A 21,738-nucleotide genomic window follows, 5' to 3' on the forward strand; every position below is an offset into this window, starting at 1 on the left:
ACCCGTATGCACATTTCCGAGGAGACGCTTCCGGAGCGCCCCCGACCCCACGGACAAAGGGCACGCATATCAGGGGCGCGGGGAACTGCGCGACAAGCCACGACGAACCGTGCGACGGGCAGGGCGGCCCGGGGGCACCCCGGATGCCGAAGGGGCGCGGGGAACTGCGCGAGCAACCCACCACCGGCCGGTGGACAGCGACGCGCGCGCAAGGGGCAGGACAGGCCCCGCAGGGGGCCGCAGGGGGCCGCGGAGGCCCAGACCCCCTGGCGCGAGCAAGACGGGGCAAAGCAGCGCGCAGCGCAAGGGCTGAGAGACTGGGCGGGAGCGACGGAACGGAACGACGTGAACGCGAACGAGACACCGCGCGCCCCGGAGGCGCGCCGAGCGTGGGCCCGGATCGACCTGGACGCCCTCCGGGCGAACGTGGCCGCGCTCCGGGCGAAGGCCCCCACCGCCGCGTTCATGGCGGTGGTGAAGGCCGACGCGTACGGCCACGGCATGGTCCCGTGCGCGCGCGCCGCCCTGGAGGCCGGCGCGCAGTGGCTGGGCGCGGCCACACCCGAGGAAGCGCTGGCGCTGCGCGCCGCCGGCCTCGGCGGCCGGATGCTGTGCTGGCTGTGGACGCCCGGCGGCCCCTGGCAGGACTGCGTCGAGGCGGACATCGACGTGACCGTGAGCGCCCGGTGGGCGCTCGCCGAGGTGGCGGACGCGGCCCGCAGGGCGAACCGCCCGGCCAGGGTGCAGCTGAAGATCGACGCGGGCCTGGGCCGCAACGGCGCGCAGCCGGCGGAGTGGCCGGACCTCGTGCGCGCGGCGCGGCAGGCGGAGCGGGACGGGCTGATCACCGTCACGGGGGTGTGGGCGCACTTCAGCTGCGCCGACGAGCCCGGCCACCCGTCGATCGCCCGCGAACTCGCCGTCTTCCGCACGGCCGTCGCGCAGGCGGAGGACGCGGGCCTGGAGCCCGAGGTGCGGCACATCGCGAACTCGCCGGGCACCCTCACGCTGCCGGAGGCGCACTACGACCTCGTCCGGCCGGGTGTCGCGATGTACGGGATCTCGCCGGTGCCGCAGACCGCCGGGCCGGAGGACTTCGGGCTGCGCCCGGTGATGACGCTCGCCGCCCGGCTGGCCAGCGTGAAGCAGGTGCCGGGCGGCCACGGCGTCAGCTACGGGCACCACTACGTGACGCCCGGGGCGACCACGCTTGCGCTGGTGCCGCTGGGGTACGCAGACGGTGTGCCCCGGCACGCGTCCGGTGCGGGCCCCGTGCTGGTGGCCGGGAAGTTGCGGACGGTGGCGGGACGGGTGGCGATGGACCAGTTCGTGGTGGACCTCGGCGGTGACCTCGCGTCACCGGGCGACGAGGCGGTGCTGTTCGGGCCGGGCGACGGCGGCGAGCCCACCGCGGAGGACTGGGCCCGGGCCTGCGGCACCATCGCGTACGAGATCGTCACCCGGATCGGCGCCCGGGTGCCGCGCGTCTACGCCGGCGCGCGCTGATGGTCGACGTCAAACGGGCCGGCCTGGTGGGTGCGGCCATCGGCGTGGTGGCCGCGGGCGCCGCGGCGGGCGTGGCGATCGAGCGGGTGACCGTCGGCCGCGGGGTGCGCCGCAAGGCGCGGCTGGCGCTGGACGCGGCCGGCTCGTACGGCGGCCTGCGCGGCACGCCGGGCACGGCGGTCGCCGAGGACGGCACGGAGCTGTACTTCGAGATCGACGAGGTGGAGGTGCCGGCCGAGCCGCAGCGCCCCAAGCGCGGCTGGCTGCGCGGCGGCCGGGGCCGCCAGGCGCCGCTGCCGGTGACGGTGGTCTTCTCGCACGGCTACTGCCTGAGCCAGGACGCCTGGCACTTCCAGCGGGCGGCGCTGCGCGGCGCGGTCCGCACGGTGTTCTGGGACCAGCGCAGCCACGGCCGCAGCGAGCACGGCCACGACCAGGCCGACGGCAAGCCGGTCAGCATCGACCAGCTGGGCCGCGACCTGAAGGCGGTGCTCGACGCGGCGGTGCCGGAGGGCCCGGTGGTCCTGGTGGGCCACTCGATGGGCGGTATGACGGTGATGGCGTTCGCCGACCAGTTCCACGCGTACGTGGCGGAGCGGGTCGCGGGCGTGGCGTTCGTGTCGACGTCGGCGGGGAAGCTGGCGGCGGTGACGTTCGGGCTGCCGGCGGCCGGCGCGCGGGCGTTCCGGGCGGTGGCGCCCGGGGTGCTGCGGATGCTGGGCAGCCAGGTGGACCTGGTGGAGCGGACCCGCCGGGCGACCGCGGACCTGTTCGCGGGGATCATCAAGCGCTACTCGTTCGGCGCCGACGACGTCGACCCGGTGGTCGCCCGGTTCGCCGAGCGCCTGATCGAGGCCACGCCGATCGACGTGGTCGCCGAGTTCTACCCGGCGTTCACCGAGCACGAGAAGGCCGACGCGCTGGCGGTGCTGGAGGGTCTGCCGGGTCTGGTGCTGGCCGGCGACAAGGACCTGCTCACGCCGAGCGCGCACAGCACCGAGATAGCCGAACGGCTGCCCGAGGCCGAACTCGTGCTGGTTCCGGGTGCGGGCCATCTGGTCCTGATGGAGCGACCCGAAGTGGTGAACGCGGCGCTCGCCCGGGTGATCGCGGAGGCCGCGGACACGGTGAGCGCGCCGGTCCCGTCGCGCCTTCGGGAGCTGACGGGCACGGTCGACGCGTAGCATTCGCCAATATGGGCACTCCGCACGACCGGTACCCCGCGGGTACCGCCGAAGACGTTCCGGCCGTCCGCATCACCGTCCGCACCGCCGACCGCATGCGGGAGCTGGGCCAGCGGCTGGCGGGCCTGCTCGCGCCCGGCGACCTGGTCCTGCTCAGCGGTGAGCTGGGCGCCGGCAAGACCACGCTGACCCGGGGCCTGGGCGAGGGCCTCAACGTGCGCGGGGCCGTGACCTCGCCGACGTTCGTCATAGCCCGCGTCCACCCGTCGCTGACCGGCGGCCCCGCGCTCGTCCACGTCGACGCCTACCGCCTGAGCGGCGGCCTCGACGAGATGGAGGACCTCGACCTCGACGTGTCGCTGCCGGAGTCGGTGGTGGTCGTGGAGTGGGGCGAGGGCAAGGTCGAGGAGCTGTCGGAGGCCCGGCTGCAGGTCGTGATCTCCCGCACCATCGGCGGGCCCCACGGCGGGGCGTCCGCCGACGGCGGTGTCGGTGCCGCGGACGCGGCGCCCTCGGCGGACGACGTGCGCGAGGTGACGGTCACCGGTGTCGGCCCCCGCTGGGCCCAGGAGGACCTGACCACCCTCGAGGGCTGACCCCCGGCTGGGCCGCCGACCGGTCCTGCACCTGCGCCCGGTCCGCGCCCACGCCCGTGGTTCGGCCGCGGCCGTCCCGTGGCCGCGCCTGCCGCCGGCCGCGGCCACCCCGCGGCCCTCTGTGGCCGGTCTGCGGCCGGTCTGCGCCCACGTCCGTCGGCAGGTCCGTGGCCGGTCTGTGGCCTCGCCTGCGGCCGGGCAGAGGCCAGCCAGTGGCCGGTCCCCGACCGCTCGATCGGCCACCTTCGAACGGCTCGCCGGGCCCACGCCTGCGACCGGTCCGCGGCCCGCCCCAGCCCTCTGCGGCCGCCTCCCCGGGCCAGCTCTGCGGCCGTCTCCGGGGCCGCTCCGAGCCCCCGTCCCCGCCCGGGCCGGGGGCGGGGGGTCCGGGGGGGCCTTTCGGGTCCTTCATCAGGGGGGCGGCCTGTCGCGGGCGGGTGCGCCGACAGCGTGTCGGGAACATGTTGCGCGGGGGTGGGCGGCCGTGGTCTGCTGGTACGGGCACCTGGTTAGGGCTGCCTAACTTCGTCTGCATGGGGAGGCGCGCATGTCGGCCCACGAGCCGCAGGACCAGCACCACGACGCTCCCGTCCCGCCCGTCCGGCCCGTGACCGCACCCGGCGCGAGCCGTGACGCCACCCCGTCGGTCCGCGATCTTCTGGCGTCCTGTGCCGCGGCCCGCACCGTCTCCACGCCGCCCGCGGACGGGCCGGCGGAACCGCCCGCCGCCGGCGCGCCCGCGCCCGCCGAGCCGTCACGTGGGCGCGACGCGGCCTGACGGCCGCTCGACACGCCCGCTCCCGCTCACCCGGACGGGTGATTTTCCGCCCCGGGTTCGCCCGGGGTCGGCTCAGGCGGCCGGCCGAGGCGGGAGTGGCGGCGGTGACTCCCGGCCGGCACCGGCGACACCGCCCCCGGCGTCCGCGCCGCCTCCGGCGTCCCCGCGGCGCCGTCGCTAGGACACGACCTCGACGGCCGTGCCGATCGTCGCGAACTGCCACAGCGCGGTGCCGTCGTCCCGGCTCTCCCGGATCGCGGACCCCGGCTGCGCGGCCGCCTTGCCCTTCGCGGCGCCCACGGCCGCGCTGAACCCGATGTTGGTGTCGCCGGACTGCGCGAAGAACACCACGTGCTCCACGGGCGCGCCGTCCCCGCCCATGCCGTGCGCGGCCCGCGCGAAGACCTGGTGGGTGCCGAGCGGCGGAGCCGGGTCGCCGGAGCGCACCGGGTAGCTGCGCACCACCCGCTCGGCCCCGCTGACCAGCCACACCCGTTCCCCGGCGATGCTGTAGACCACCCGCATCCCGGAGCCGCAGTCGGCCGGCACGCCCGCGTGCCCGCACGCGGTCACGCCGGAGCCGGCCGCCCGGCGGCCGGCGAGATAGGGGTTGGCGGGCGCCGACTCGGCGGCGACCGCGGTCAGCCCGGTGATGACGGCCAGGGCCGTGGCGGCGACCCCGGCCACCACGAAGCCGGGGGTGAACCGTGCCATGAGAGCTCCCTCGGGTCCGCGCCTGCTGCGGCGCCTCTGCCGGTGTGGGGACGGAACGGCGGCGCGCCGGCCCGCGGCCGCGCGGGAAACGGGCCCTCCGGCCGCGGCCGGGCGCCGTCCGGTCGGCACCGCCGTTCCCCGTGCCCGCCCGCTGTGAACCGCTATCAGGCGAAATGCACTCTTCCGACAGGCCTGGCGACCCCCTCCCGCCACCCGTGCGGCCGCATCCGGCGCCGTACCCTGGGGGCGTGCTGCTGCTTGCCTTCGACACCGCCACGCCCGCCGTCACCGCCGCCCTCCACGACGGGGAGCGGGTGCTCGCCGAGTCCACCGTGATCGACGCCCGCAGGCACGGCGAACTGCTGGTGCCCGCCGTCGACCGCGTGATGGCCGCCGCCGGCCACGCGCTGGCCGACATCACCGGCGTCGTCGTGGGCGTCGGCCCGGGCCCCTACACCGGGCTGCGGGTCGGACTGGTCACCGCGGCGTCGTTCGGCGACGCGCTGGACGTGCCGGTGCACGGTGTGTGCACGCTCGACGGGCTCGCCTGGGCGGCCGGCGAGGCGGGCCTCGAAGGTCCCTTCACCGTGGCCACCGACGCGCGGCGCAAGGAGGTCTACTGGGCCCGCTACGACGGCCCCGCGCGCCGGGTCACCGAGCCGGCCGTGGACCGTCCCGGCGACCTGCCCGCCGAGGTCGCCACCCTGCCCTCGGTCGGCGCCGGAGCGGCCCTCTACCCGGCGGTCTTCACCGACCACCGCTCCGACCCCGCCCACCAGTCGGCCGGCGCGCTGGCCGCGGTCGCGGTGCACCGCCTCGCCACCGGCGGGACGTTCCCGCCCGTGCTGCCGATGTACCTGCGGCGGCCCGACGCCCAGGTGCCCGCCGGCTACAAGGCGGTACTGCCGACGTGACCGAAGCCGTCCTGCGGGACATGCGCTGGTGGGACCTGGACGGCGTACTCGCGCTGGAACACGACCTGTTCCCCGAGGACGCCTGGTCGCGCGGCATGTTCTGGTCCGAACTCGCCGACACCGGGCACCCGGCGGCCAGCCGCACCTACCTCGTCGCCGAGGACGGTGCCGGGCGGCTCGTCGGGTACGCCGGGCTCGCCGCGATCGCCGGAACCGGCGACGTGCAGACCATCGCCGCCGCCCGCGACCACTGGGGCACCGGCCTGGGCGCCCGCCTGCTGACCGAGCTGCTCCGGGCCGCGACCGCCGCCGAGTGCCACGAGGTGCTGCTGGAGGTCCGGGTGGACAACCCGCGGGCGCAGCGCCTTTACGAGCGGTTCGGCTTCGCGGCGATCGGCGTCCGCAAGGGCTACTACCAGCCGGGCAACGTGGACGCGCTGGTCATGCGGCTCGCCGACCCGGCACTGAACACCGTTGAGGAAATCCATGGCTGACGAACCCCTTGTCCTCGGCATCGAGACCTCGTGCGACGAGACCGGTGTCGGCATCGTGCGCGGGCACACCCTGCTCGCCGACGCCGTCGCCTCCAGCGTCGACGAGCACGCGCGCTACGGCGGCGTCGTCCCCGAGGTCGCCAGCCGCGCGCACCTGGAGGCGATGGTCCCCACCATCCAGCGCGCCCTGAAGCAGGCCGGCGTCACCGCCCGCGACCTGGACGGCATCGCCGTCACCGCGGGCCCGGGCCTGGCCGGCGCCCTGCTGGTCGGGGTGTCGGCGGCGAAGGCGTACGCGTACGCCCTCGGCAAGCCGCTGTACGGCGTCAACCACCTGGCCTCCCACATCTGCGTCGACCAGCTGGAGCACGGCGCGCTGCCCGAGCCGACGATGGCGCTGCTGGTCTCCGGCGGCCACTCCTCGCTGCTCCTGGCGCCCGACATCACCAGCGACGTCCGCCCGCTCGGCGCGACGATCGACGACGCGGCGGGCGAGGCCTTCGACAAGGTCGCCCGGGTGCTGGGCCTCGGCTTCCCCGGCGGCCCGGTCATCGACCGCTACGCGCGCGAGGGCGACGCGCGGGCCATCGCGTTCCCGCGCGGCCTGACCGGCGGCCGGGACCCGCTGTACGACTTCTCCTTCTCCGGGCTGAAGACCGCGGTCGCCCGCTGGGTCGAGGCGCGGCGCCGGGACGGCCAGGACGTGCCGGTCGCCGACGTCGCCGCGTCCTTCCAGGAGGCCGTGGTGGACGTGCTGACCCGCAAGGCGGTCCGCGCCTGCCGTGACCACGGCGTCGACCACCTGATGATCGGCGGGGGAGTGGCCGCCAACTCCCGGCTGCGCGCGCTCGCCGAGCAGCGCTGCACCGACGCGGGCATCCGGCTGCGCGTGCCGCGGCCGGGGCTGTGCACGGACAACGGGGCGATGGTCGCCGCGCTCGGCGCCGAGATGGTCGCCCGCGGCCGCGCCGCCTCCACCCTCGACCTGCCCGCCGACTCCTCGCTGCCGGTCACCGAGATCTCCGTGCCGGGCTACGCCCAGCACCCCGCGCCGGTGCCCGCCGGCGCCGGTGCGGGACACGCGCACGACCACGCGCACGGGCACGACCACGTGCACGAGGTGAGCAAGGACAACCTCTACGGATGAACGTCCCCGGATGACCGTCACCCTGATGTGGGAGGCCGCCGCGGCCGACGGCCGCGGCGCCGCGCTGCTGTCCTGGGCGCGCGGGCAGGCCGCGGCGCTGCCCGGTGAACCGGCCCGCCGCGAGTTCCTGACGGCGCCCGGCGACCGGGTCCTGGTGATCACCTGGTGGGACGCGCCGTACGCGGCGGAACTGCCCGAACTGGCCGACCCGCCGCAGGAGTTGGTGCGCCGCGGAGTGCACCGCTGGCGGTTCGTGTCGGTGTCGGTGGAACCTGCGGACCGAAACACGCATCACCCGGAGTGAGTGCGCTGCCCGGCGACCGGTCTCGCCGGGCAGCGCACTCACTCCCGTCCAGCGCGTCCGGCTCCGAGGTAGGCGCTCCTTCCATGCGTGTCACTGTCATGCGTCCCCGACCGCGGCGGTTCCGCGCCGCCCTCACGGCTCTCGCGGTGGGCGGGCTGCTCGCCGCCGCGGGCTGCGCGGGACCGTCCTCGTCCGGCTCCACGGGCTCGCGGAGCCCCTCGGGCGGCCCGTCCGCGAGCGCGGCGCCCGGCAGCGGCGGCGGAAAGGCGGCGCCCGTCCCCAACCGGGCGGCGGCGTTCCGGAAGTGGGGCATACCGCTGCTCCCGCCGCCGCCCGCACCGCCCGCCGTCAAGCCGGTGCACACCGGCGGCCCGCAGATACCCGTGGTCAGCCGGATACCCACCCAGCAGAAGATCGTCTTCGTCACCTTCGACGACGGGGCCGAGAAGGACCCGAAGTTCGTGGACATGATGCGGGACCTGCGGATCCCGTTCACGATGTTCCTCACCGACGCGATCATCAAGAACGACTACGGCTACTTCCGCCCGCTGCAGGCCCTGGGCAACTCGATAGAGGACCACACCCTCACCCACCCCGACCTGCGCACCAGGAGCCTGGCGCAGCAGCGCTCCGAGATCTGCGGCCAGCAGACCCGGCTCACCGGCGAGTACGGCACCCGGCCCGGCCTCTTCCGCCCGCCCTACGGCGCGTACGACGCCGCGACGCGCACCGCCGCGCAGTCCTGCGGGGGCCTGCGGGCGATCATCCTGTGGCGCGAGTCCATGCAGATCAAGAAGGTGGCGTTCCAGGACCCCGGCAAGCGGTTCCACCCCGGCGACATCATCCTCGCCCACTTCCGCGGACCGTCCGAACTCAAGGGCGAGACGATGACGGTGATGGTCCGGAACATGCTGCGGGAGATCGCCCGGCAGGGCTACACGGTGGCCCGCCTGGAGGACTACGTCTGACCGCGGCTGACCGCGGCTGACCCTGTCCGACGGTCCGTCAGGCCCGCTGGTCGGCCGCCGTCGTCGCCCTTGCCGGTACCGCGGCCGGCCGGCCCAGCAGCATCGAGGGCGCGCCGTCCACCCGGGTCAGGAACACCGTCGCCGCGTTCGGGCCCTGCGGCTTCACGCGGCGCCGCACCTCCTCCGGCTCGACCGCGGAGCCGCGCTTCTTGACGGTGAGCGTGCCGACCTCGCGCTCGCGCAGGAGCGCCTTCAGCCGCTTGAGGTTGAACGGCAGCACGTCGGTGAGCTCGTACGCCGTCGCGTACGGGGTGGGGCGGGCGTCGTCGGCCGTAACGTAGGCGATGGTCGGGTCGATCAGGCCGCCGCCGAGCTGCTCGGCGACCGCGGCGACCAGGTGCGCGCGGATGACCGCGCCGTCCGGCTCGTACAGGAACCGGCCCGGCGCGCGGACCACCGCGTCCGGCAGGGCGCCCTCGCCGCTCAGGGCGGCCCCGGACGGCAGCAGCGTCGCCGTGACGGCACCGGGGGACGTGCCGAACCACAGCGCGGCCTCCTTCACGTCGCCGCGGTCCGAGACCCACTCGGCCTCGGCGTCGGCCGGGACGGCGTCGTGCGGGATGCCGGGTGCGACCTTCACGGCGGCGACCGGTGCGGTGCGGGCGGCGGCCACCGCCCACGACAGCGGCGGCGAGTAGGCCTCGGGGTCGAAGATGCGGCGGCCGGCGGCGCGGCCGCGGCGGGCCGGGTCGACGAAGACGGCGTCGGCGCCGGACGTGTCGACGTCGGCGACGTCCGCGCAGCGGACCTCGACGAGGTCGGCGAGACCGAGGGCCGCCGCGTTGGCGCGGGCGACCGCGCAGGTCAGCGGGTCGCGGTCGACGGCGAGTACGGAGATTCCGGCGCGGGCCAGCGCGATGGCGTCGCCGCCGACGCCGGCGCACAGGTCCGCGAGGCGGCGGACGCCGGCGGCGCGGAAGCGGGCGGCGCGGTGGGTGGCGACCGTGGTGCGGGTCGCCTGCTCGACGCCGTCCGGCGTGAAGTACATGCGGGCGGCGTCCGCGCCGAACTTCGCGGCGGCGCGCTGCCGCAGGCGGGCCTGGCCGAGGGCGGCGGACACCAGCGGCGCCGGGTGCTCCCGGCGCAGCCGGGTCGCTGCCGCGAGCTCGTCGGGGGGGTCGTACCCCTCCAGGCCGGCGAGGAGCGCCTGCCCCTCTTCCCCGAGCAGCGCTCCGAACTCCTCCACGTCCACGCCCCCATTCTCCCCGAAGCCCCGCACAGGGGTGCAGGCCCCCAGGGGCGCGAGGTCCCCCAGGCCCCGCCCGGGAGGTGCCCCCAACGCGACCAGCCGTCGCGGGTGCGCCGGATCGCCACCGGCCCGAGGGAGCAGCCCGGTCCGCCCCGGACCACCGGCCGGTGGCCGATCGCTCGCGCGGGGGCACCTGCGCCTCCCGGCCGAAGGCCGGGGGAACCTCTGCCCCCTGGAACGTTCCCCGTCGCCCGCACGGGGCGAACCGGCGTCAGGGAAGGGCGAACCGGTGCCCGTGGAGGGCGAACTCCGCGCGCCGGGAGGCGCACTCCGCGTCGGGAGGCGGCCCTCGCCCGGGGGAGGGCGGGGCCGGGGGCGGGGCGACACCTTGTCGCGCGCCTGGCACTCCGCTTGACCGAGTGCTAAGACCGTCCTAGTCTCGACCCTGGCACTCGGCCCTGCTGAGTGCCAGCACTCAGCGACGGGCAGGTCCGGCACCCGCGACGACGGGCCTACCAGGTCGCCGACCCTGACAGACACTCCCGTGAGCCCTTTGAAGGGGGAGGTCGGATCGTGACGACCGCCAGCACCAAGGTTGCCATCAAGCCGCTTGAGGACCGCATCGTGGTCCAGCCGCTCGATGCCGAGCAGACCACGGCCTCCGGCCTGGTCATCCCGGACACCGCCAAGGAGAAGCCCCAGGAGGGCGTCGTCCTGGCCGTGGGCCCGGGCCGCTTCGAGGACGGCAACCGCCTGCCGCTCGACGTCGCCGTCGGCGACGTCGTGCTGTACAGCAAGTACGGCGGCACCGAGGTGAAGTACAACGGCGAGGAGTACCTCGTCCTCTCGGCTCGCGACGTCCTCGCGATCGTCGAGAAGTAAGTCCAACGGCGCCAGCGCGCGACCGTGATCCCGCCCCGGGTTGTCCGTGTCCTTGAGGCCGGGCCCGGGGCGGTTTCCGTGACACACGACGACAAGACGAGGTAGTTCGCAGGCATGGCCAAGATTCTGAAGTTCGACGAGGACGCCCGTCGCGCCCTTGAGCGCGGCGTCAACAAGCTCGCCGACACCGTGAAGGTGACCATCGGCCCCAAGGGCCGCAATGTCGTCATCGACAAGAAGTTCGGCGCCCCGACCATCACCAACGACGGCGTGACCATCGCCCGCGAGGTGGAGCTCGAGGACCCGTACGAGAACCTGGGCGCCCAGCTCGTCAAGGAGGTGGCGACCAAGACCAACGACATCGCGGGTGACGGCACCACCACCGCGACCGTGCTGGCGCAGGCGCTGGTCCGCGAGGGCCTGCGCAACGTCGCCGCCGGCGCCTCCCCGGCCGCCCTGAAGAAGGGCATCGACGCCGCGGTCAAGGCCGTCTCCGACGAGTTGCTGGCCTCCGCCCGCGCGATCGAGGGCAAGGAGGACATCGCCGCCGTCGCCGCGCTGTCCGCGCAGGACAAGCAGGTCGGCGAGCTGATCGCCGAGGCGATGGACAAGGTCGGCAAGGACGGCGTCATCACCGTCGAGGAGTCCAACACCTTCGGTCTGGAGCTGGACTTCACCGAGGGCATGGCGTTCGACAAGGGTTACCTGTCGCCGTACTTCGTCACCGACCAGGAGCGTATGGAGGCCGTCCTCGACGACCCGTACATCCTGATCCACCAGGGCAAGATCTCCTCGATCCAGGACATGCTGCCGCTGCTGGAGAAGATCATCCAGGCCGGTGGCTCCAAGCCGCTGCTGATCATCGCCGAGGACGTCGACGGCGAGGCGCTGTCGACCCTGGTCGTCAACAAGATCCGCGGCACGTTCAACGCCGTCGCGGTCAAGGCGCCCGGCTTCGGCGACCGCCGCAAGGCCATGCTCGGTGACATCGCGACGCTGACCGGCGCCACGGTCATCGCCGAGGAGGTCGGCCTCAAGCTCGACCAGGCCGGTCTGGACCTGCTGGGCTCCGCCCGTCGCGTCACCGTCACCAAGGACGACACCACCATCGTCGACGGTGCCGGCGACAAGTCCGAGATCGACGGCCGCGTCGGCCAGATCAAGGCCGAGATCGCGACCACGGACTCCGACTGGGACCGCGAGAAGCTGCAGGAGCGCCTGGCCAAGCTGGCCGGCGGCGTCTGCGTCATCAAGGTCGGCGCGGCCACCGAGGTCGAGCTCAAGGAGAAGAAGCACCGTCTCGAGGACGCGATCTCCGCGACCCGTGCGGCCGTCGAGGAGGGCATCGTCTCCGGCGGTGGCTCCGCGCTCGTCCACGCGGTCAAGGTGCTCGAGGGCAACCTGGACAAGTCCGGCGACGAGGCCACCGGTGTCGCGGTCGTGCGCCGCGCCGCGGTCGAGCCGCTGCGCTGGATCGCCGAGAACGCCGGCCTCGAGGGCTACGTGATCACCGCCAAGGTGTCCGAGCTCGACAAGGGCCACGGCTTCAACGCGGCCACCGGCGAGTACGGCGACCTGGTCAAGGCCGGCGTCATCGACCCGGTCAAGGTCACCCGCTCCGCCCTGGAGAACGCGGCGTCCATCGCCTCCCTGCTGCTCACGACCGAGACCCTGGTCGTCGAGAAGAAGGAAGAGGAGCCCGCCGAGGCCGGTCACGGCCACGGCCACTCGCACTGACGCGAGCGCGCTCCGCACCGCGGCCTGAGGCCCGGCGTCCCCTCGGGGCGCTGGGCCTCACCCGTGCCGGGGCCCGTCAGGACGGCATGCTGACGACGCCGAGCTGGCGCATCATGCCGAGCGTGTCCCAGTGCCACCAGCCCTCGGCGATCAGCCGGTCGCGGAAGGCGAACGTGGTGGTGCCGGACATGTCGACGGTCCTGCCGCTCGCCGGGATGCCGCGCAGCGGGCCGGTGTTGGTGCCGTGCCACGTCCACCGGGTCGCCACCCGGTCGCCCTCGGCGATCTGGTCCTCGACGGTGAACGCGAAGTCGGGGAACGCGTCGCGGTAGCCGAGGGTCTCCTCGCGGAACGCGTCGACGCCGCGGGTCTCGGTGCCCTTGGCCATGTCGTGGTCGAGGTAGTCCTCGGCGAACAGCGCGCGGTACGCGGCCGGCTCGTCGCGCCCGCACGTGTCGAGCAGGAAGCTGCGCACGGCGTCCTTGTTGAGCTGCTCGTCGCGCACCACGTCGAGGTCGGTGAACGTCGGCGTCTCGTCGCAGAGCGCGACCATCTCCTCGAAGATCCGGCTGGTCTCGGGCAGGCCGGAGTTCCGCATCGCGTCCTCGTAGGACGGGAACTCCACGATCTCCACGTAGTGGCCGTCGGTGGCCCGGTCCCTGCCGACGACCGCGTGGGTGGCGGTGCGCCTGCCGCGCGTGACCTCGACCCAGGTGTCCATGAGCCGGTTCATTTCGTCGTACTTGCTGGTCTTGCAGTCGATGAGCTGGACGAACGTCATGGCGCCTCCTCGGTCCACGCCGGTCCACCTGTCCCCTGTCCATTTTAGGGCGGTTCGCGACGTGGACTCCGGGGCGTGGAGCGCGGCCGGGCGCCTCAGCGGGGCGTCCGCGGACCCGGCGGGTTCTTGGGGTCGTAGCGGCGGCCGGTGCGGGTGGACGCGGCGGCGAACATCCGGGTCGGGGTGTGCCGGGCCAGCGCGACGGCGAGCTTGTAGCGCGGGTCGGGCACGCTGACCGTGCGGCCGCGGGCCAGGTCGCGCAGGGCCGCCGCCACCACCTTGTCGGCGTCGAGCCACGCCCACGAGGGCAGCGCGTCCGCGTTCATGCCGGCCCGCGCGTGGAACTCGGTCCGTACGAAGCCCGGGCACAGCGCGAGGAGGCGGACACCGCTGCCGCGCAGTTCCTGCGCGGCTCCCTCGGTGAAGCGGACCACCCACGCCTTGCTCGCGCCGTACGTGCCGCGCGGCATGAACGCGGCGACCGACGCCACGTTGACGACGGCGCCGCGTCCGCGCTCCCGCATGCCCTCGGCGGCGGCCGCGGTCAGCCGCAGCACGGCCTCGCAGTGCAGCCGCAGCATGCGCAGCTCGTCGGCCATCGGGGCCACGAGGAACGTGCCGCGGTTGCCGAAGCCGGCGTTGTTGACGAGCAGGTCGACCGGCCGGGATGCGTCGCGCAGCCGCTCCTCGACGGCCGCGATACCCGGCTCCGTGGCGAGGTCGGCGGCCAGCACCTCGACCGCCACCCCGTACCGCTCCCGCAGCTCGTCCGCGGTCCGCCCGAGTCGCTCCTCGTCGCGCGAGACGAGTACCAACGCATGCCCTTTCGCGGCCAGTTGACGGGCGAACGCGGCTCCGATGCCCGCGGTGGGGCCGGTCACCAGTGAGGTGGTCATAGCCGAAGCCTAGGACGCGCCCCCGGGGGGCGGGAGCGCTATCGCGCCACGCCTCGGGACAGCCGGTCCTGGACGGACGTGAGGTACGACGTGTTGAGGGTGTCCCGTGCGGCGAGCACCCGCGGCAGCAGTGCGGGCTCGGTCGTCATCGCGCGGAACAGGAACGCGACGGTCACCTCGTGGTCCGGGCGCGACAGCACGGTGACGGGGTCGCCGGGCGCGACCGGCCCGGGGACCACGACGCGGAAGAACGGGCCGGGGCGGACGGCCTGCGTGAAGCGCTTCACCCAGCCCTTCTCGTCCAGCCGGCCGGCGAAGGTGCGGCACGGGATCCGTCCGGAGGTCACCTCCAGCACCAGGTGTTCGCCGATCCGCCAGCGCTCGCCAACCAGCGCGGCGTTGACGTCGATGCCGGTGGTGGTGAGGTTCTCGCCGAACATCCCGGGCATCAGGGGCCGGCCCAGCTCCCGCTCCCAGTGGTCCAGGTCCTCGCGGGCGTAGGCGTACACGGCCTGGTCGTCGCCGCCGTGGAAGCGCAGGTCGCAGACCGTGTCCCCGGCCAGGCCGCCGCCGGCCGAGCCGCGCGGGCCCGGCGCGGCCACCCGCACGGGGCCGTCCGCCGGGCGCTTGTCGATGCCGGTGACGCCGCCCGCGCTGTCCGTGTAGGGGACGGCCATAGGGCGGGAGACGTTCACGGAGAGCACGTGGGGCATGGGTGCACCTTACGAGGTCGCGTCGGGCCGGGTGCGGGACAGCCGGCGCCGGACCGCCTCGTGGTCCTCGGGTGGAAGTCCCGGCAGGTCGGCCAGCAGCGGCAGCAGCTCCGGCTCTGAGGTGAACGCCCGGAAGCTCTCGGCGACGGTCACCCGGCGGTCGTCCGGACGCGACTCCACGGTCAGCTCGTCGCCCGCCGCGAGCTCGCCGGGCTCGACGACCCGCAGGTACGGGCCCGGGCGGACGGCCCGCGTGAACGTCCGCAGCCAGCCCTCCTCGTCCAGCCAGCCGGCGAACGTCGCACACGGGATGCGCGGGCACGACACCTCCAGCAGCACCGAGCCGATCCGCCAGCGCTCGCCGATCAGCGCGGCGTTGACGTCGATGCCGGTGGTGGTGAGGTTCTCGCCGAACGCGCCGGAGGCCAGGGGGCGGCCCAGTTCCCCTTCCCAGTGGTCGAGGTCCTCCCGGGCGTACGCGTAGACCGCCTGGTAGTCGCCACCGTGGTGGCGGACGTCATGGACCCGGTCGCCGGCCAGGCCCACCGCGCCGGTGCCCTTCGGCCCCGGGGACGTCACCGCGACGGGGCCAGCCACCGGCTGCTTGTCGATGCCGGTCGACGGCAGGCGCTTCCACGGGTTCGGCCGCGGGCGCCCGACGTTGACGCTGAGGACGTGGGGCACGGTCAGCCCTCCCGGAGGTACGGGGTCGTGGTGCTGAGCTCGGCGAAGCCGAGGCGCTTCAGGATCGGGCGGCTGTCGTCGGAGGCGTCGACCTGCAGGTAGCGGATACCGCGGGTGGCGGCGAGGCCCGCCCGGTGGACGACGAGCGCGCGGTAGATGCCGCGGCCGCGCCACTCGGCGCGGGTGCCGCCGCCCCACAGGCTCGCGAAGTCCGTGCCCGGATGGACCTCCATCCGGGCCGAGCACACCGGCACGTCGCCGGCCATCGCCACGAGCAGTGTCAGCGTGCCGTCCGCGGTGCGCGGCAGCTCTTCGAGGAGGCGGGCGTGCAGGCGGGCGGCGCTGGTGCCGAAGGCCGCCTCGTGGGCGGCCGCGACGAGGGCGACGCCGGCGGCGTCGGTCACCGTCTCCAGCCGGACGCCGTCCGGCAGCCGGACGTCCCGCGGCAGCGCGGCCACCTCCGCGACCATCAGCGTCTCCCTCGGCTCCGCGACGAAGGCGGCGCGGCGCAGGCGGTCGCCGAGGTCCGCGGGGCGGTCGTGGCCGTACAGCTTCCACTCCAGCTCCTTGCCCTCCGGGCCGGACAGCCAGGTCACCTGCGCGTCGATCTCCGCGTCCGCGGTGGTCTCGTCGAGGTCGGACCAGATGACGGCGGCCCAGTCGCTGCCGCTGTGCCGGCGAACCCGTGCGGTGGGTTCGACGTGCACGTCGGGGCCCTCTGGTGCGGCGTCGCGGCGCATCTGGCGGTCGAACTCGGCGAGTACGTGTGCGTGGTCCATCCCCGCATTGCAGCACGTAGTGCTGCGTCCACCAACGGAATTACCTCGGGCCCCCCGGGGTTCGGCCGGCGGGTTGCCCCCGGGGCCTGCTCGTTTCCACCGGCCGGTGGGTGGCTCGGCTTCCGGGGTGCCCCTTGCGGTGCGTTGCCGTGTCCCGGCCGGTGGTGGGTTGCTCGCGCAGTTCCCCGCGCCCCCAATTTCGTGCCCTTTGTCCATGGGGTCGGGGGCGCTCCGGAAGCGTCTCCTCGGAAATGTGCATACGGGTACCGCCACCGACTTGCCCGGGGGCCGCGCACATTTCTCTGCGGGGAGCACTTCCTCCCCACCCCCTCCCGCTTAGACACCGTGCGGCGGGGGACATCGACACAGCCAATGTCCCCCGCAGACGGGGACGGGCCGGAGGGGGACGATCCGGGTGTGTCCCCGCAGAGCTTTGCAAGGCCCCGGCCCACCAATCTGGAAGAAGCCGCCATGCAAAGGTCGAGGAGACACTCCCGGAGTGGCCCCTGACCCCACCCACGGACGTGCACCGCCAGGGGCGCGGGGTCCCCCAGCCTTCGGCCGGGAGGTGCCCCCAACGCGACAAGCCACGACGGCGCGGCACAGGCCGGAACAAGCCCCGGGGGCACCCCGTTGGCCGAGCAAGCCCCGGAGGCACACCCCGTTGGGCCCCGGAGGGAGGTTCAGGAGAGCGCGGCCAGGGCGGTGGCGATGTCGGCGGGGGTGGTGAAGAGGTGCGGAGCGAACCGCAGGTTACCCGCGCGAGCGGAGAAGCGGATCCCCGCCGCGGCCAGCCGCGCCTCCGCGCCCTGCGGCATACCGGGAACGGCGACGATCGCCGACTCACCGGCGATCGGCGCATGGCCGAGCCCGGCCAGCCCGTCGCGAAGGCTCGCTGCCAGCGCCACGTCGTGCGCGTGGATCGCGGCGACGCCGATCTCCTCGATGAGGGAGAGCGACGCCGCCGCGCCGACGAAGGACAGGTACGCGGGGCGCGCGTCGAACTGCCGGGCGCCCGGGGCGAGCCGGGGGACGGGGCCGTAGCAGGAGGCCCACGGGTCGTCCGCCGCGTACCACCCGGCGAACGCCGGGGACAGCGTCTCCTCGGCCCCCTCCGCGACCGTCAGGAAGCATGCTCCGTGCGGGCTGAGCAGCCACTTGTAGCCGTGGCAGACGAGGTAGTCGTAGAGCGTGGCGTCCACCGGCAGCCAGCCCACCGACTGGGTGCCGTCCAGCAGCACCCGCGCGCCGTGCGCGTCCGCCGCCGCGCGGATCGCGGCCAGGTCGGCCACCCGCCCGTCCGCGGACTGCGCGGCGCTGACCGCGACCAGCGCGGTGCCCGGGCGGACCGCCTCGGCCACCGCCTCCAGCGGGACGATCCGCAGGTCGAGGCCGCCGCGCCCGGCGAAGGGCTGGACGAGCGAGCTGAAGTCGCCCTCGGCGACGACCACGTCGGCCCCTTCGGGCAACCCCGTGGCGATCAGGCCGACGGCCTGGGCGACGGTCCCGCCGAGCGCGACCCGCTCCACCGGCACGCCGGTGATCCGCGCGTACGCGGCCCGCGCGGCGGCGACCGCCGCCTCGTACCGGTCGGAGGAGGGCCGGCCCGCCTCCCACGCGTCCGTCGCCTCGCGCATCGCGGCCACCGCGCGCCGCGGCGGCACACCGAGGGTGGCGGTGTTCAGGTAGCCCGGTTCGAGCGTGGGGAATTCGGCGACGACCGCCGCCGCGAGTGCGTCCATGGCCCCAGCGTGGCCGCGCCCGCTCCCAAAGTCCATTGCGAAAAACTGCCAGGTACCCCTAAGCGCCGCTTATGGTTGAGGGATGATCGAGGCCCGTCACCTTCGTGTGCTGCGCGCTGTCGCGCGCACCGGCTCCTTCTCGGCCGCCGCCCGCGACCTCGGCTGCACCCAGCCGGCCGTCAGCCAGCAGATGAAGGCGCTGGAGCAGAGCGCCGGCACCCCGCTGCTGGTCCGCGGACCCCGCGAGATGCGCCTGACGCAGGCCGGCGAGGCCCTGGTCCGGCACGCGGCCGGCATCATCGCCGGGCTGACCGCCGCCGAGGAGGAGGTCGCCGCGATCGCCGGGCTGCGGGCCGGCCGGGTGCGTCTCGGCTCGTTCCCGTCGGGCAGTTCGACGCTCGTGCCGAGCGCCGTCGCGGAGATGCGCACCCATCACCCGGGCACCAAGATCTCGCTGGTGGAGGCCGAGCCGCCGCGCTCGGTGGACATGCTGCGCGCGGGCGACTGCGACATCACGCTCGCGTTCCGGTACGTCGACCTGCCGACGCCGTCCGAGGAGTCCTGGGAGGACCTGGTGGTCCGGCCGCTGCTCACGGACCGGCTGGTCGGCCTGGTCCCGGCCGGGCACCGGCTGGCCGGGCGGGAGGAGCCGGTGGCGATCGGCGACCTGGCCGAGGAGGAGTGGATCGCCGGCTGCCCGCGCTGCCGCCGGCATCTGGTGGAGGTGTGTGAGCGGGCCGGGTTCAGCCCGCGGATCGACTTCGCGACGGACGACTACCCGGCGGTCGTCGGCCTGGTGGCCGCGGGCCTGGGCGTCGCGGTGCTGCCGCAGCTGGCGCTGGAGTCGGTGCGGCCCAAGGGCGTCGCGGTGGTGGAGGTGCTGCCGGCCGTGGAGCGCGAGATCGTCGCCCTGACGCTGCCGGACCTCGCGCACGTGCCGGCCGTCGACATGATGCTCGGCCGCCTGGCCCGCGCCGCCCTGCGGCAGGGCGTCCGCCCGGACGCCGCCGCTCACGCCTGACGGGGCGGCGCCGCCGCGCCACCCCGTGCGTCCGTCTGCCCGGCCTCCGCTGCCGCAAGCCGCGCCGCCCCGTGCTGCCACGGGGCGACGGTGCGGCGATGACTGGAGAATCGATTTTTCAGGGGGAGAGCACGTGGCCGTGCTGGTACTCGGCCCGGTGCTCGTACGCGTGCTCGCGGCGCCTGCGGTGCCCGCCGGCGTGCACGTCGTGGTCCAGATCCCCGTCCAGCTCGTGGTCGTCGCGCTCGTCGTCGTCGCGGTCGGCGGACCGGTTCCGCGAGCGGCCCATCATGGCCTCGCGCTCGTCCTCGGTGAGCCCGCCCCAGACGCCGTAGGGCTCGCGTACGGCCAGGGCGTGCGTCGCGCACTCGGCGCGCACCGGGCAGCGCATGCACACCTCCTTGGCGGCGGCCTCACGCGCGCTCCGGGCGGCGCCCCGCTCGCCCTCGGGATGGAAGAACAACGAGCTGTCGACACCGCGGCAGGCGGCCACGAGCTGCCAGTCCCAGAGATCGGCGTTCGGTCCGGGAAGGCGGGAGAAGTCTGCCATTGCTCATCCCCTCGGAGCGTGCGTGAAGGTCATGGAGCTCGATCTTCCGACCGTCTCCGACCGTACATCTACTGTCGTAGTAGATGTAAATATGACTCATCGCCAATCTAGCGGCGATTACCCCGCACAACAGAAAAGAGCCGCCAAACAGTGCAAACCCTGACATCAGCGGCGTAACAGCCGATCGGCAGCATCCCGGTGCGAACCCGAGGGGCGCGCAGACCTCCTCCGGGCGCCAAGAAAGCGCTGTCTCACCCGTTCCGACCTGCGGCGTGGGCCTTCAGTACACGGACGATCACGTAGAGTGCCGATGACTACGACCAAACTTCGTAACTCTTTCGGGTGAGGGTCGTTGAGTGAGGCGGAAGCGGTTGGCGGAGCACATGAATCGGGCACCTGCCCGAGCCCGTCCATCGCATCGGTGAAGACACGGTGAAGATTCGTACTTCGTACAGCCTGGAGGCACAACGTGACGCGGTTCAGCTGCGGGGGGCGGCCATGACTTCCGTCCTCGTCTGCGACGACTCCCCGCTCGCCCGAGAGGCCCTGCGCCGCGCGGTGGCCACCGTGCCCGGCGTCGAGCGTGTAACCACCGCGGCCAACGGCGAGGAAGTCCTCCGCCGCTGGGGGGCCGACCGCTCGGACCTCATCCTCATGGATGTCCGCATGCCCGGCCTCGGCGGCGTGGAGACGGTGCGGCGGCTGCTGTCCGCCGACCCCGGCGCCCGCATCATCATGCTGACCGTCGCCGAGGATCTCGACGGCGTGGCCCTCGCGGTCGCCGCCGGCGCCCGCGGCTACCTGCACAAGGACGCCTCGCGCGCCGAACTGCGGGCCACGGTCACGCAGGCCCTGGCCGACCCCACCTGGCGGCTCGCCCCGCGCCGGCTGCGGTCGGCCGAGATGGGCGCGGCGCCCACGCTCACCGCACGCGAGATCCAGGTGCTGGAGGGCATGAGCCACGGACGGTCCAACGCGGAGATCGGCCGCGAGCTGTTCCTGTCCGAGGACACGGTGAAGACCCACGCCAGGCGGCTGTTCAAGAAGCTCGGCGCCTCGGACCGGGCCCACGCGGTGGCCCTCGGCTTCCGCTGGGGCCTGGTGCGCTGAACCGGGCCCGGCCCGGCTCCGCGCACTGTGGTGTCGCCCACAACTCCTCGGTTTCCCGGGGGAGGACGCATGCTTGACGTATGGACTTCCTCGGGGATCGGCGGGGGCCGCACATGGTGGAGATGACAGTGCCCGCGGCGACGCGGGCGGCGGGCACGGCCGCGGGCGCGGCGCCAAGTGCCGCGCGGGGCGCGGCGCCGGGTGCGGACGAGCCCGCGCATAACGCTTCGGTGCAGAAGTACGACCGCGATGCGGCGGAACGTCCCGCGGCGAGGCACCATGGGTGGATGCGCGACGACGACACCCCGGCCATCGGTGCCCTCGTTCGTCGTGCCGTCGACGGCGACGAGAGGGCCACGCACGACCTCCTCGCCCACGTCCACCCGCTGGCGGAGCGCTACTGCCGCACCAAGCTGTCCCGGCTGCCCGGCGACGCCCGGCACTTCGTGGACGACCTGGCGCAGGAGGTGTGCCTGGCGGTGCTGTGCGCGCTGCCGCGCTACCGGGACCTGGGGCGGCCGTTCGAGGCGTTCGTCGTCTCCATCGCCGCCCACAAGGTCGCCGATCTGCAGCGGGCCGCCATGCGCGGCCCCGGCGCCGCGGTGCCGTCGGACGAGATGCCGGAGAAGCCGGACGACTCGCTCGGGCCCGAGGAGCGCGCGCTGCTGAACAGCGACGCGGCCTGGGCCAAGAAGCTGCTCGACCGGCTGCCGGACCACCTGCGCGAGCTGGTGCTGCTGCGGGTCGCGGTCGGACTCAGCGCCGAGGAGACCGGACAGGTGCTCGGCATGTCGCCCGGAGCGGTACGTGTGGCGCAGCACCGCGCGCTCACCCGGCTGCGGGCGATCGCCGAGGAGACCGCGGGTGCGCACGCCGGGGACGCGTCGGGTCTCAGCGCGTGACGGCACACCCCGCATAAGCGGGCGTACCGGACGGTCAAGGGAATACCGGCGGAGCTACTACCATTGAAAATCTCGCCGGGCAAGACC

The 21,738-nt window shown here is 74.4% G+C and carries 23 protein-coding genes; 14 read left to right on the plus strand and 9 right to left on the minus strand.

Going from position 1 to position 21,738, the window contains the following annotated elements:
* Positions 1 to 345 precede the first annotated feature (345 nt).
* The 4 genes from alr (at position 346) to BMW99_RS19550 (ending at position 4,064) form a co-directional block, all read left to right on the plus strand.
* Positions 346 to 1,506, plus strand: coding sequence for an alanine racemase (gene alr, locus BMW99_RS19535; protein WP_069467083.1), 1,161 nt, complete (start codon positions 346 to 348; stop codon positions 1,504 to 1,506).
* Positions 1,506 to 2,690 (plus strand): alpha/beta fold hydrolase, encoded by a 1,185-nt coding sequence (locus BMW99_RS19540; protein ID WP_069467084.1) that lies wholly within the window; start codon positions 1,506 to 1,508, stop codon positions 2,688 to 2,690. The genes alr and BMW99_RS19540 overlap by 1 nt, the downstream gene beginning before the upstream one ends.
* An 11-nt stretch (positions 2,691 to 2,701) precedes the next feature.
* Positions 2,702 to 3,286 carry a tRNA (adenosine(37)-N6)-threonylcarbamoyltransferase complex ATPase subunit type 1 TsaE gene (gene tsaE, locus BMW99_RS19545; protein WP_075017235.1) on the plus strand — a complete coding sequence of 195 codons (585 nt, stop codon included), beginning with the start codon at positions 2,702 to 2,704 and terminating at the stop codon, positions 3,284 to 3,286.
* 547 nt (positions 3,287 to 3,833) lie between these two features.
* Positions 3,834 to 4,064, plus strand: a complete 231-nt coding sequence (locus BMW99_RS19550; RefSeq protein ID WP_075017236.1) for a hypothetical protein — start codon at positions 3,834 to 3,836, stop codon at positions 4,062 to 4,064.
* 177 nt (positions 4,065 to 4,241) lie between these two features.
* On the opposite strand, the gene BMW99_RS19555 is transcribed toward BMW99_RS19550, so the two are convergent.
* A complete protein-coding gene (locus BMW99_RS19555; protein ID WP_075017237.1) occupies positions 4,242 to 4,778 on the minus strand; it encodes a L,D-transpeptidase in 537 nt (178 codons plus the stop codon).
* A gap of 248 nt (positions 4,779 to 5,026) precedes the next feature.
* Between BMW99_RS19555 and tsaB the strand changes: the two genes are divergently transcribed.
* The 5 genes from tsaB to BMW99_RS19580 all read left to right on the plus strand — a co-directional run bounded on the left by tsaB (position 5,027) and on the right by BMW99_RS19580 (position 8,605).
* Positions 5,027 to 5,692: a tRNA (adenosine(37)-N6)-threonylcarbamoyltransferase complex dimerization subunit type 1 TsaB gene (gene tsaB / locus BMW99_RS19560; RefSeq protein ID WP_069466053.1), complete on the plus strand. Its 666-nt coding sequence runs from the start codon at positions 5,027 to 5,029 to the stop codon at positions 5,690 to 5,692.
* A 20-nt stretch (positions 5,693 to 5,712) separates the two neighbouring features.
* On the plus strand, positions 5,713 to 6,186 hold the full coding sequence (gene rimI, locus BMW99_RS19565) for a ribosomal protein S18-alanine N-acetyltransferase (RefSeq protein ID WP_176735631.1): 474 nt from the start codon (positions 5,713 to 5,715) through the stop codon (positions 6,184 to 6,186).
* Positions 6,179 to 7,333: a tRNA (adenosine(37)-N6)-threonylcarbamoyltransferase complex transferase subunit TsaD gene (gene tsaD / locus BMW99_RS19570; RefSeq protein ID WP_069466051.1), complete on the plus strand. Its 1,155-nt coding sequence runs from the start codon at positions 6,179 to 6,181 to the stop codon at positions 7,331 to 7,333. Before rimI ends, tsaD begins: the two co-directional genes overlap by 8 nt.
* A gap of 10 nt (positions 7,334 to 7,343) precedes the next feature.
* Entirely contained in the window at positions 7,344 to 7,637 is a 294-nt protein-coding gene (locus BMW99_RS19575; protein WP_069466050.1) for a hypothetical protein, read from the plus strand.
* 83 nt (positions 7,638 to 7,720) lie between these two features.
* A complete protein-coding gene (locus tag BMW99_RS19580) occupies positions 7,721 to 8,605 on the plus strand; it encodes a polysaccharide deacetylase family protein (RefSeq protein ID WP_069467235.1) in 885 nt (294 codons plus the stop codon).
* Between the two features lie 37 nt (positions 8,606 to 8,642).
* Here BMW99_RS19580 and BMW99_RS19585 read toward each other — a convergent pair whose 3' ends face one another.
* Entirely contained in the window at positions 8,643 to 9,857 is a 1,215-nt protein-coding gene (locus tag BMW99_RS19585) for a class I SAM-dependent methyltransferase (protein ID WP_069467236.1), read from the minus strand.
* 570 nt (positions 9,858 to 10,427) lie between these two features.
* On the opposite strand from BMW99_RS19585, the gene groES reads away from it, so the two are divergent.
* Together groES and groL are read left to right on the plus strand one after the other, a co-directional pair.
* A complete protein-coding gene (groES, locus tag BMW99_RS19590) occupies positions 10,428 to 10,736 on the plus strand; it encodes a co-chaperone GroES (RefSeq protein WP_075017238.1) in 309 nt (102 codons plus the stop codon).
* Positions 10,737 to 10,850: 114 nt separating this feature from the next.
* The gene (gene groL, locus BMW99_RS19595; RefSeq protein ID WP_069465046.1) at positions 10,851 to 12,473 is read left to right on the plus strand and encodes a chaperonin GroEL; all 1,623 of its coding nucleotides are present in this window, start codon (positions 10,851 to 10,853) and stop codon (positions 12,471 to 12,473) included.
* A gap of 76 nt (positions 12,474 to 12,549) precedes the next feature.
* Here groL and BMW99_RS19600 read toward each other — a convergent pair whose 3' ends face one another.
* From BMW99_RS19600 to BMW99_RS19625, 6 genes are all read right to left on the minus strand, one after another.
* Positions 12,550 to 13,254 carry an ester cyclase gene (locus tag BMW99_RS19600; protein ID WP_069465047.1) on the minus strand — a complete coding sequence of 235 codons (705 nt, stop codon included), beginning with the start codon at positions 13,252 to 13,254 and terminating at the stop codon, positions 12,550 to 12,552.
* A gap of 95 nt (positions 13,255 to 13,349) precedes the next feature.
* The gene (locus tag BMW99_RS19605) at positions 13,350 to 14,150 is read right to left on the minus strand and encodes an SDR family NAD(P)-dependent oxidoreductase (protein WP_069465048.1); all 801 of its coding nucleotides are present in this window, start codon (positions 14,148 to 14,150) and stop codon (positions 13,350 to 13,352) included.
* Positions 14,151 to 14,188: 38 nt separating this feature from the next.
* On the minus strand, positions 14,189 to 14,863 hold the full coding sequence (locus tag BMW99_RS19610) for an MOSC domain-containing protein (RefSeq protein WP_069465049.1): 675 nt from the start codon (positions 14,861 to 14,863) through the stop codon (positions 14,189 to 14,191).
* Positions 14,864 to 14,872: 9 nt separating this feature from the next.
* A complete protein-coding gene (locus tag BMW99_RS19615; RefSeq protein WP_069465050.1) occupies positions 14,873 to 15,547 on the minus strand; it encodes an MOSC domain-containing protein in 675 nt (224 codons plus the stop codon).
* A gap of 2 nt (positions 15,548 to 15,549) precedes the next feature.
* The gene (locus BMW99_RS19620) at positions 15,550 to 16,326 is read right to left on the minus strand and encodes a GNAT family N-acetyltransferase (protein ID WP_069465051.1); all 777 of its coding nucleotides are present in this window, start codon (positions 16,324 to 16,326) and stop codon (positions 15,550 to 15,552) included.
* Between the two features lie 683 nt (positions 16,327 to 17,009).
* Complete coding sequence (locus BMW99_RS19625) at positions 17,010 to 18,068, minus strand: aminotransferase class V-fold PLP-dependent enzyme (protein ID WP_075017239.1); 1,059 nt, start codon at positions 18,066 to 18,068, stop codon at positions 17,010 to 17,012.
* Between the two features lie 82 nt (positions 18,069 to 18,150).
* Between BMW99_RS19625 and BMW99_RS19630 the strand changes: the two genes are divergently transcribed.
* Positions 18,151 to 19,089: a LysR family transcriptional regulator gene (locus BMW99_RS19630; RefSeq protein WP_069463039.1), complete on the plus strand. Its 939-nt coding sequence runs from the start codon at positions 18,151 to 18,153 to the stop codon at positions 19,087 to 19,089.
* A 118-nt stretch (positions 19,090 to 19,207) separates the two neighbouring features.
* On the opposite strand, the gene BMW99_RS19635 is transcribed toward BMW99_RS19630, so the two are convergent.
* Entirely contained in the window at positions 19,208 to 19,639 is a 432-nt protein-coding gene (locus BMW99_RS19635) for a WhiB family transcriptional regulator (protein ID WP_322899600.1), read from the minus strand.
* A 498-nt stretch (positions 19,640 to 20,137) separates the two neighbouring features.
* On the opposite strand from BMW99_RS19635, the gene BMW99_RS19640 reads away from it, so the two are divergent.
* Both BMW99_RS19640 and BMW99_RS19645 read left to right on the plus strand, forming a co-directional pair.
* Positions 20,138 to 20,749, plus strand: a complete 612-nt coding sequence (locus tag BMW99_RS19640; protein ID WP_003948568.1) for a response regulator transcription factor — start codon at positions 20,138 to 20,140, stop codon at positions 20,747 to 20,749.
* A gap of 287 nt (positions 20,750 to 21,036) precedes the next feature.
* The gene (locus BMW99_RS19645; RefSeq protein WP_069463040.1) at positions 21,037 to 21,651 is read left to right on the plus strand and encodes a sigma-70 family RNA polymerase sigma factor; all 615 of its coding nucleotides are present in this window, start codon (positions 21,037 to 21,039) and stop codon (positions 21,649 to 21,651) included.
* The last annotated feature ends 87 nt before the right edge of the window (positions 21,652 to 21,738 follow it).

It is taken from the genome of Actinacidiphila rubida, assembly GCF_900110255.1.
GTDB lineage: Bacteria > Actinomycetota > Actinomycetes > Streptomycetales > Streptomycetaceae > Actinacidiphila > Actinacidiphila rubida.

Coding starts and splice junctions, on each gene's coding strand:
- BMW99_RS19635 (WP_322899600.1), bottom strand. CDS start 19,639: ATGGCAGACTTCTCCCGCCTTCCCGGACCGAACGCCGATCTCTGGGAC.
- BMW99_RS19605 (WP_069465048.1), bottom strand. CDS start 14,150: ATGACCACCTCACTGGTGACCGGCCCCACCGCGGGCATCGGAGCCGCG.
- BMW99_RS19540 (WP_069467084.1), top strand. CDS start 1,506: ATGGTCGACGTCAAACGGGCCGGCCTGGTGGGTGCGGCCATCGGCGTG.
- BMW99_RS19630 (WP_069463039.1), top strand. CDS start 18,151: ATGATCGAGGCCCGTCACCTTCGTGTGCTGCGCGCTGTCGCGCGCACC.
- BMW99_RS19640 (WP_003948568.1), top strand. CDS start 20,138: ATGACTTCCGTCCTCGTCTGCGACGACTCCCCGCTCGCCCGAGAGGCC.
- BMW99_RS19610 (WP_069465049.1), bottom strand. CDS start 14,863: ATGCCCCACGTGCTCTCCGTGAACGTCTCCCGCCCTATGGCCGTCCCC.
- BMW99_RS19580 (WP_069467235.1), top strand. CDS start 7,721: ATGCGTGTCACTGTCATGCGTCCCCGACCGCGGCGGTTCCGCGCCGCC.
- tsaD (WP_069466051.1), top strand. CDS start 6,179: ATGGCTGACGAACCCCTTGTCCTCGGCATCGAGACCTCGTGCGACGAG.
- tsaE (WP_075017235.1), top strand. CDS start 2,702: ATGGGCACTCCGCACGACCGGTACCCCGCGGGTACCGCCGAAGACGTT.
- BMW99_RS19555 (WP_075017237.1), bottom strand. CDS start 4,778: ATGGCACGGTTCACCCCCGGCTTCGTGGTGGCCGGGGTCGCCGCCACG.
- BMW99_RS19575 (WP_069466050.1), top strand. CDS start 7,344: ATGACCGTCACCCTGATGTGGGAGGCCGCCGCGGCCGACGGCCGCGGC.
- BMW99_RS19600 (WP_069465047.1), bottom strand. CDS start 13,254: ATGACGTTCGTCCAGCTCATCGACTGCAAGACCAGCAAGTACGACGAA.
- BMW99_RS19620 (WP_069465051.1), bottom strand. CDS start 16,326: ATGGACCACGCACACGTACTCGCCGAGTTCGACCGCCAGATGCGCCGC.
- BMW99_RS19550 (WP_075017236.1), top strand. CDS start 3,834: ATGTCGGCCCACGAGCCGCAGGACCAGCACCACGACGCTCCCGTCCCG.
- rimI (WP_176735631.1), top strand. CDS start 5,713: ATGCGCTGGTGGGACCTGGACGGCGTACTCGCGCTGGAACACGACCTG.
- groL (WP_069465046.1), top strand. CDS start 10,851: ATGGCCAAGATTCTGAAGTTCGACGAGGACGCCCGTCGCGCCCTTGAG.
- BMW99_RS19645 (WP_069463040.1), top strand. CDS start 21,037: ATGCGCGACGACGACACCCCGGCCATCGGTGCCCTCGTTCGTCGTGCC.
- BMW99_RS19625 (WP_075017239.1), bottom strand. CDS start 18,068: ATGGACGCACTCGCGGCGGCGGTCGTCGCCGAATTCCCCACGCTCGAA.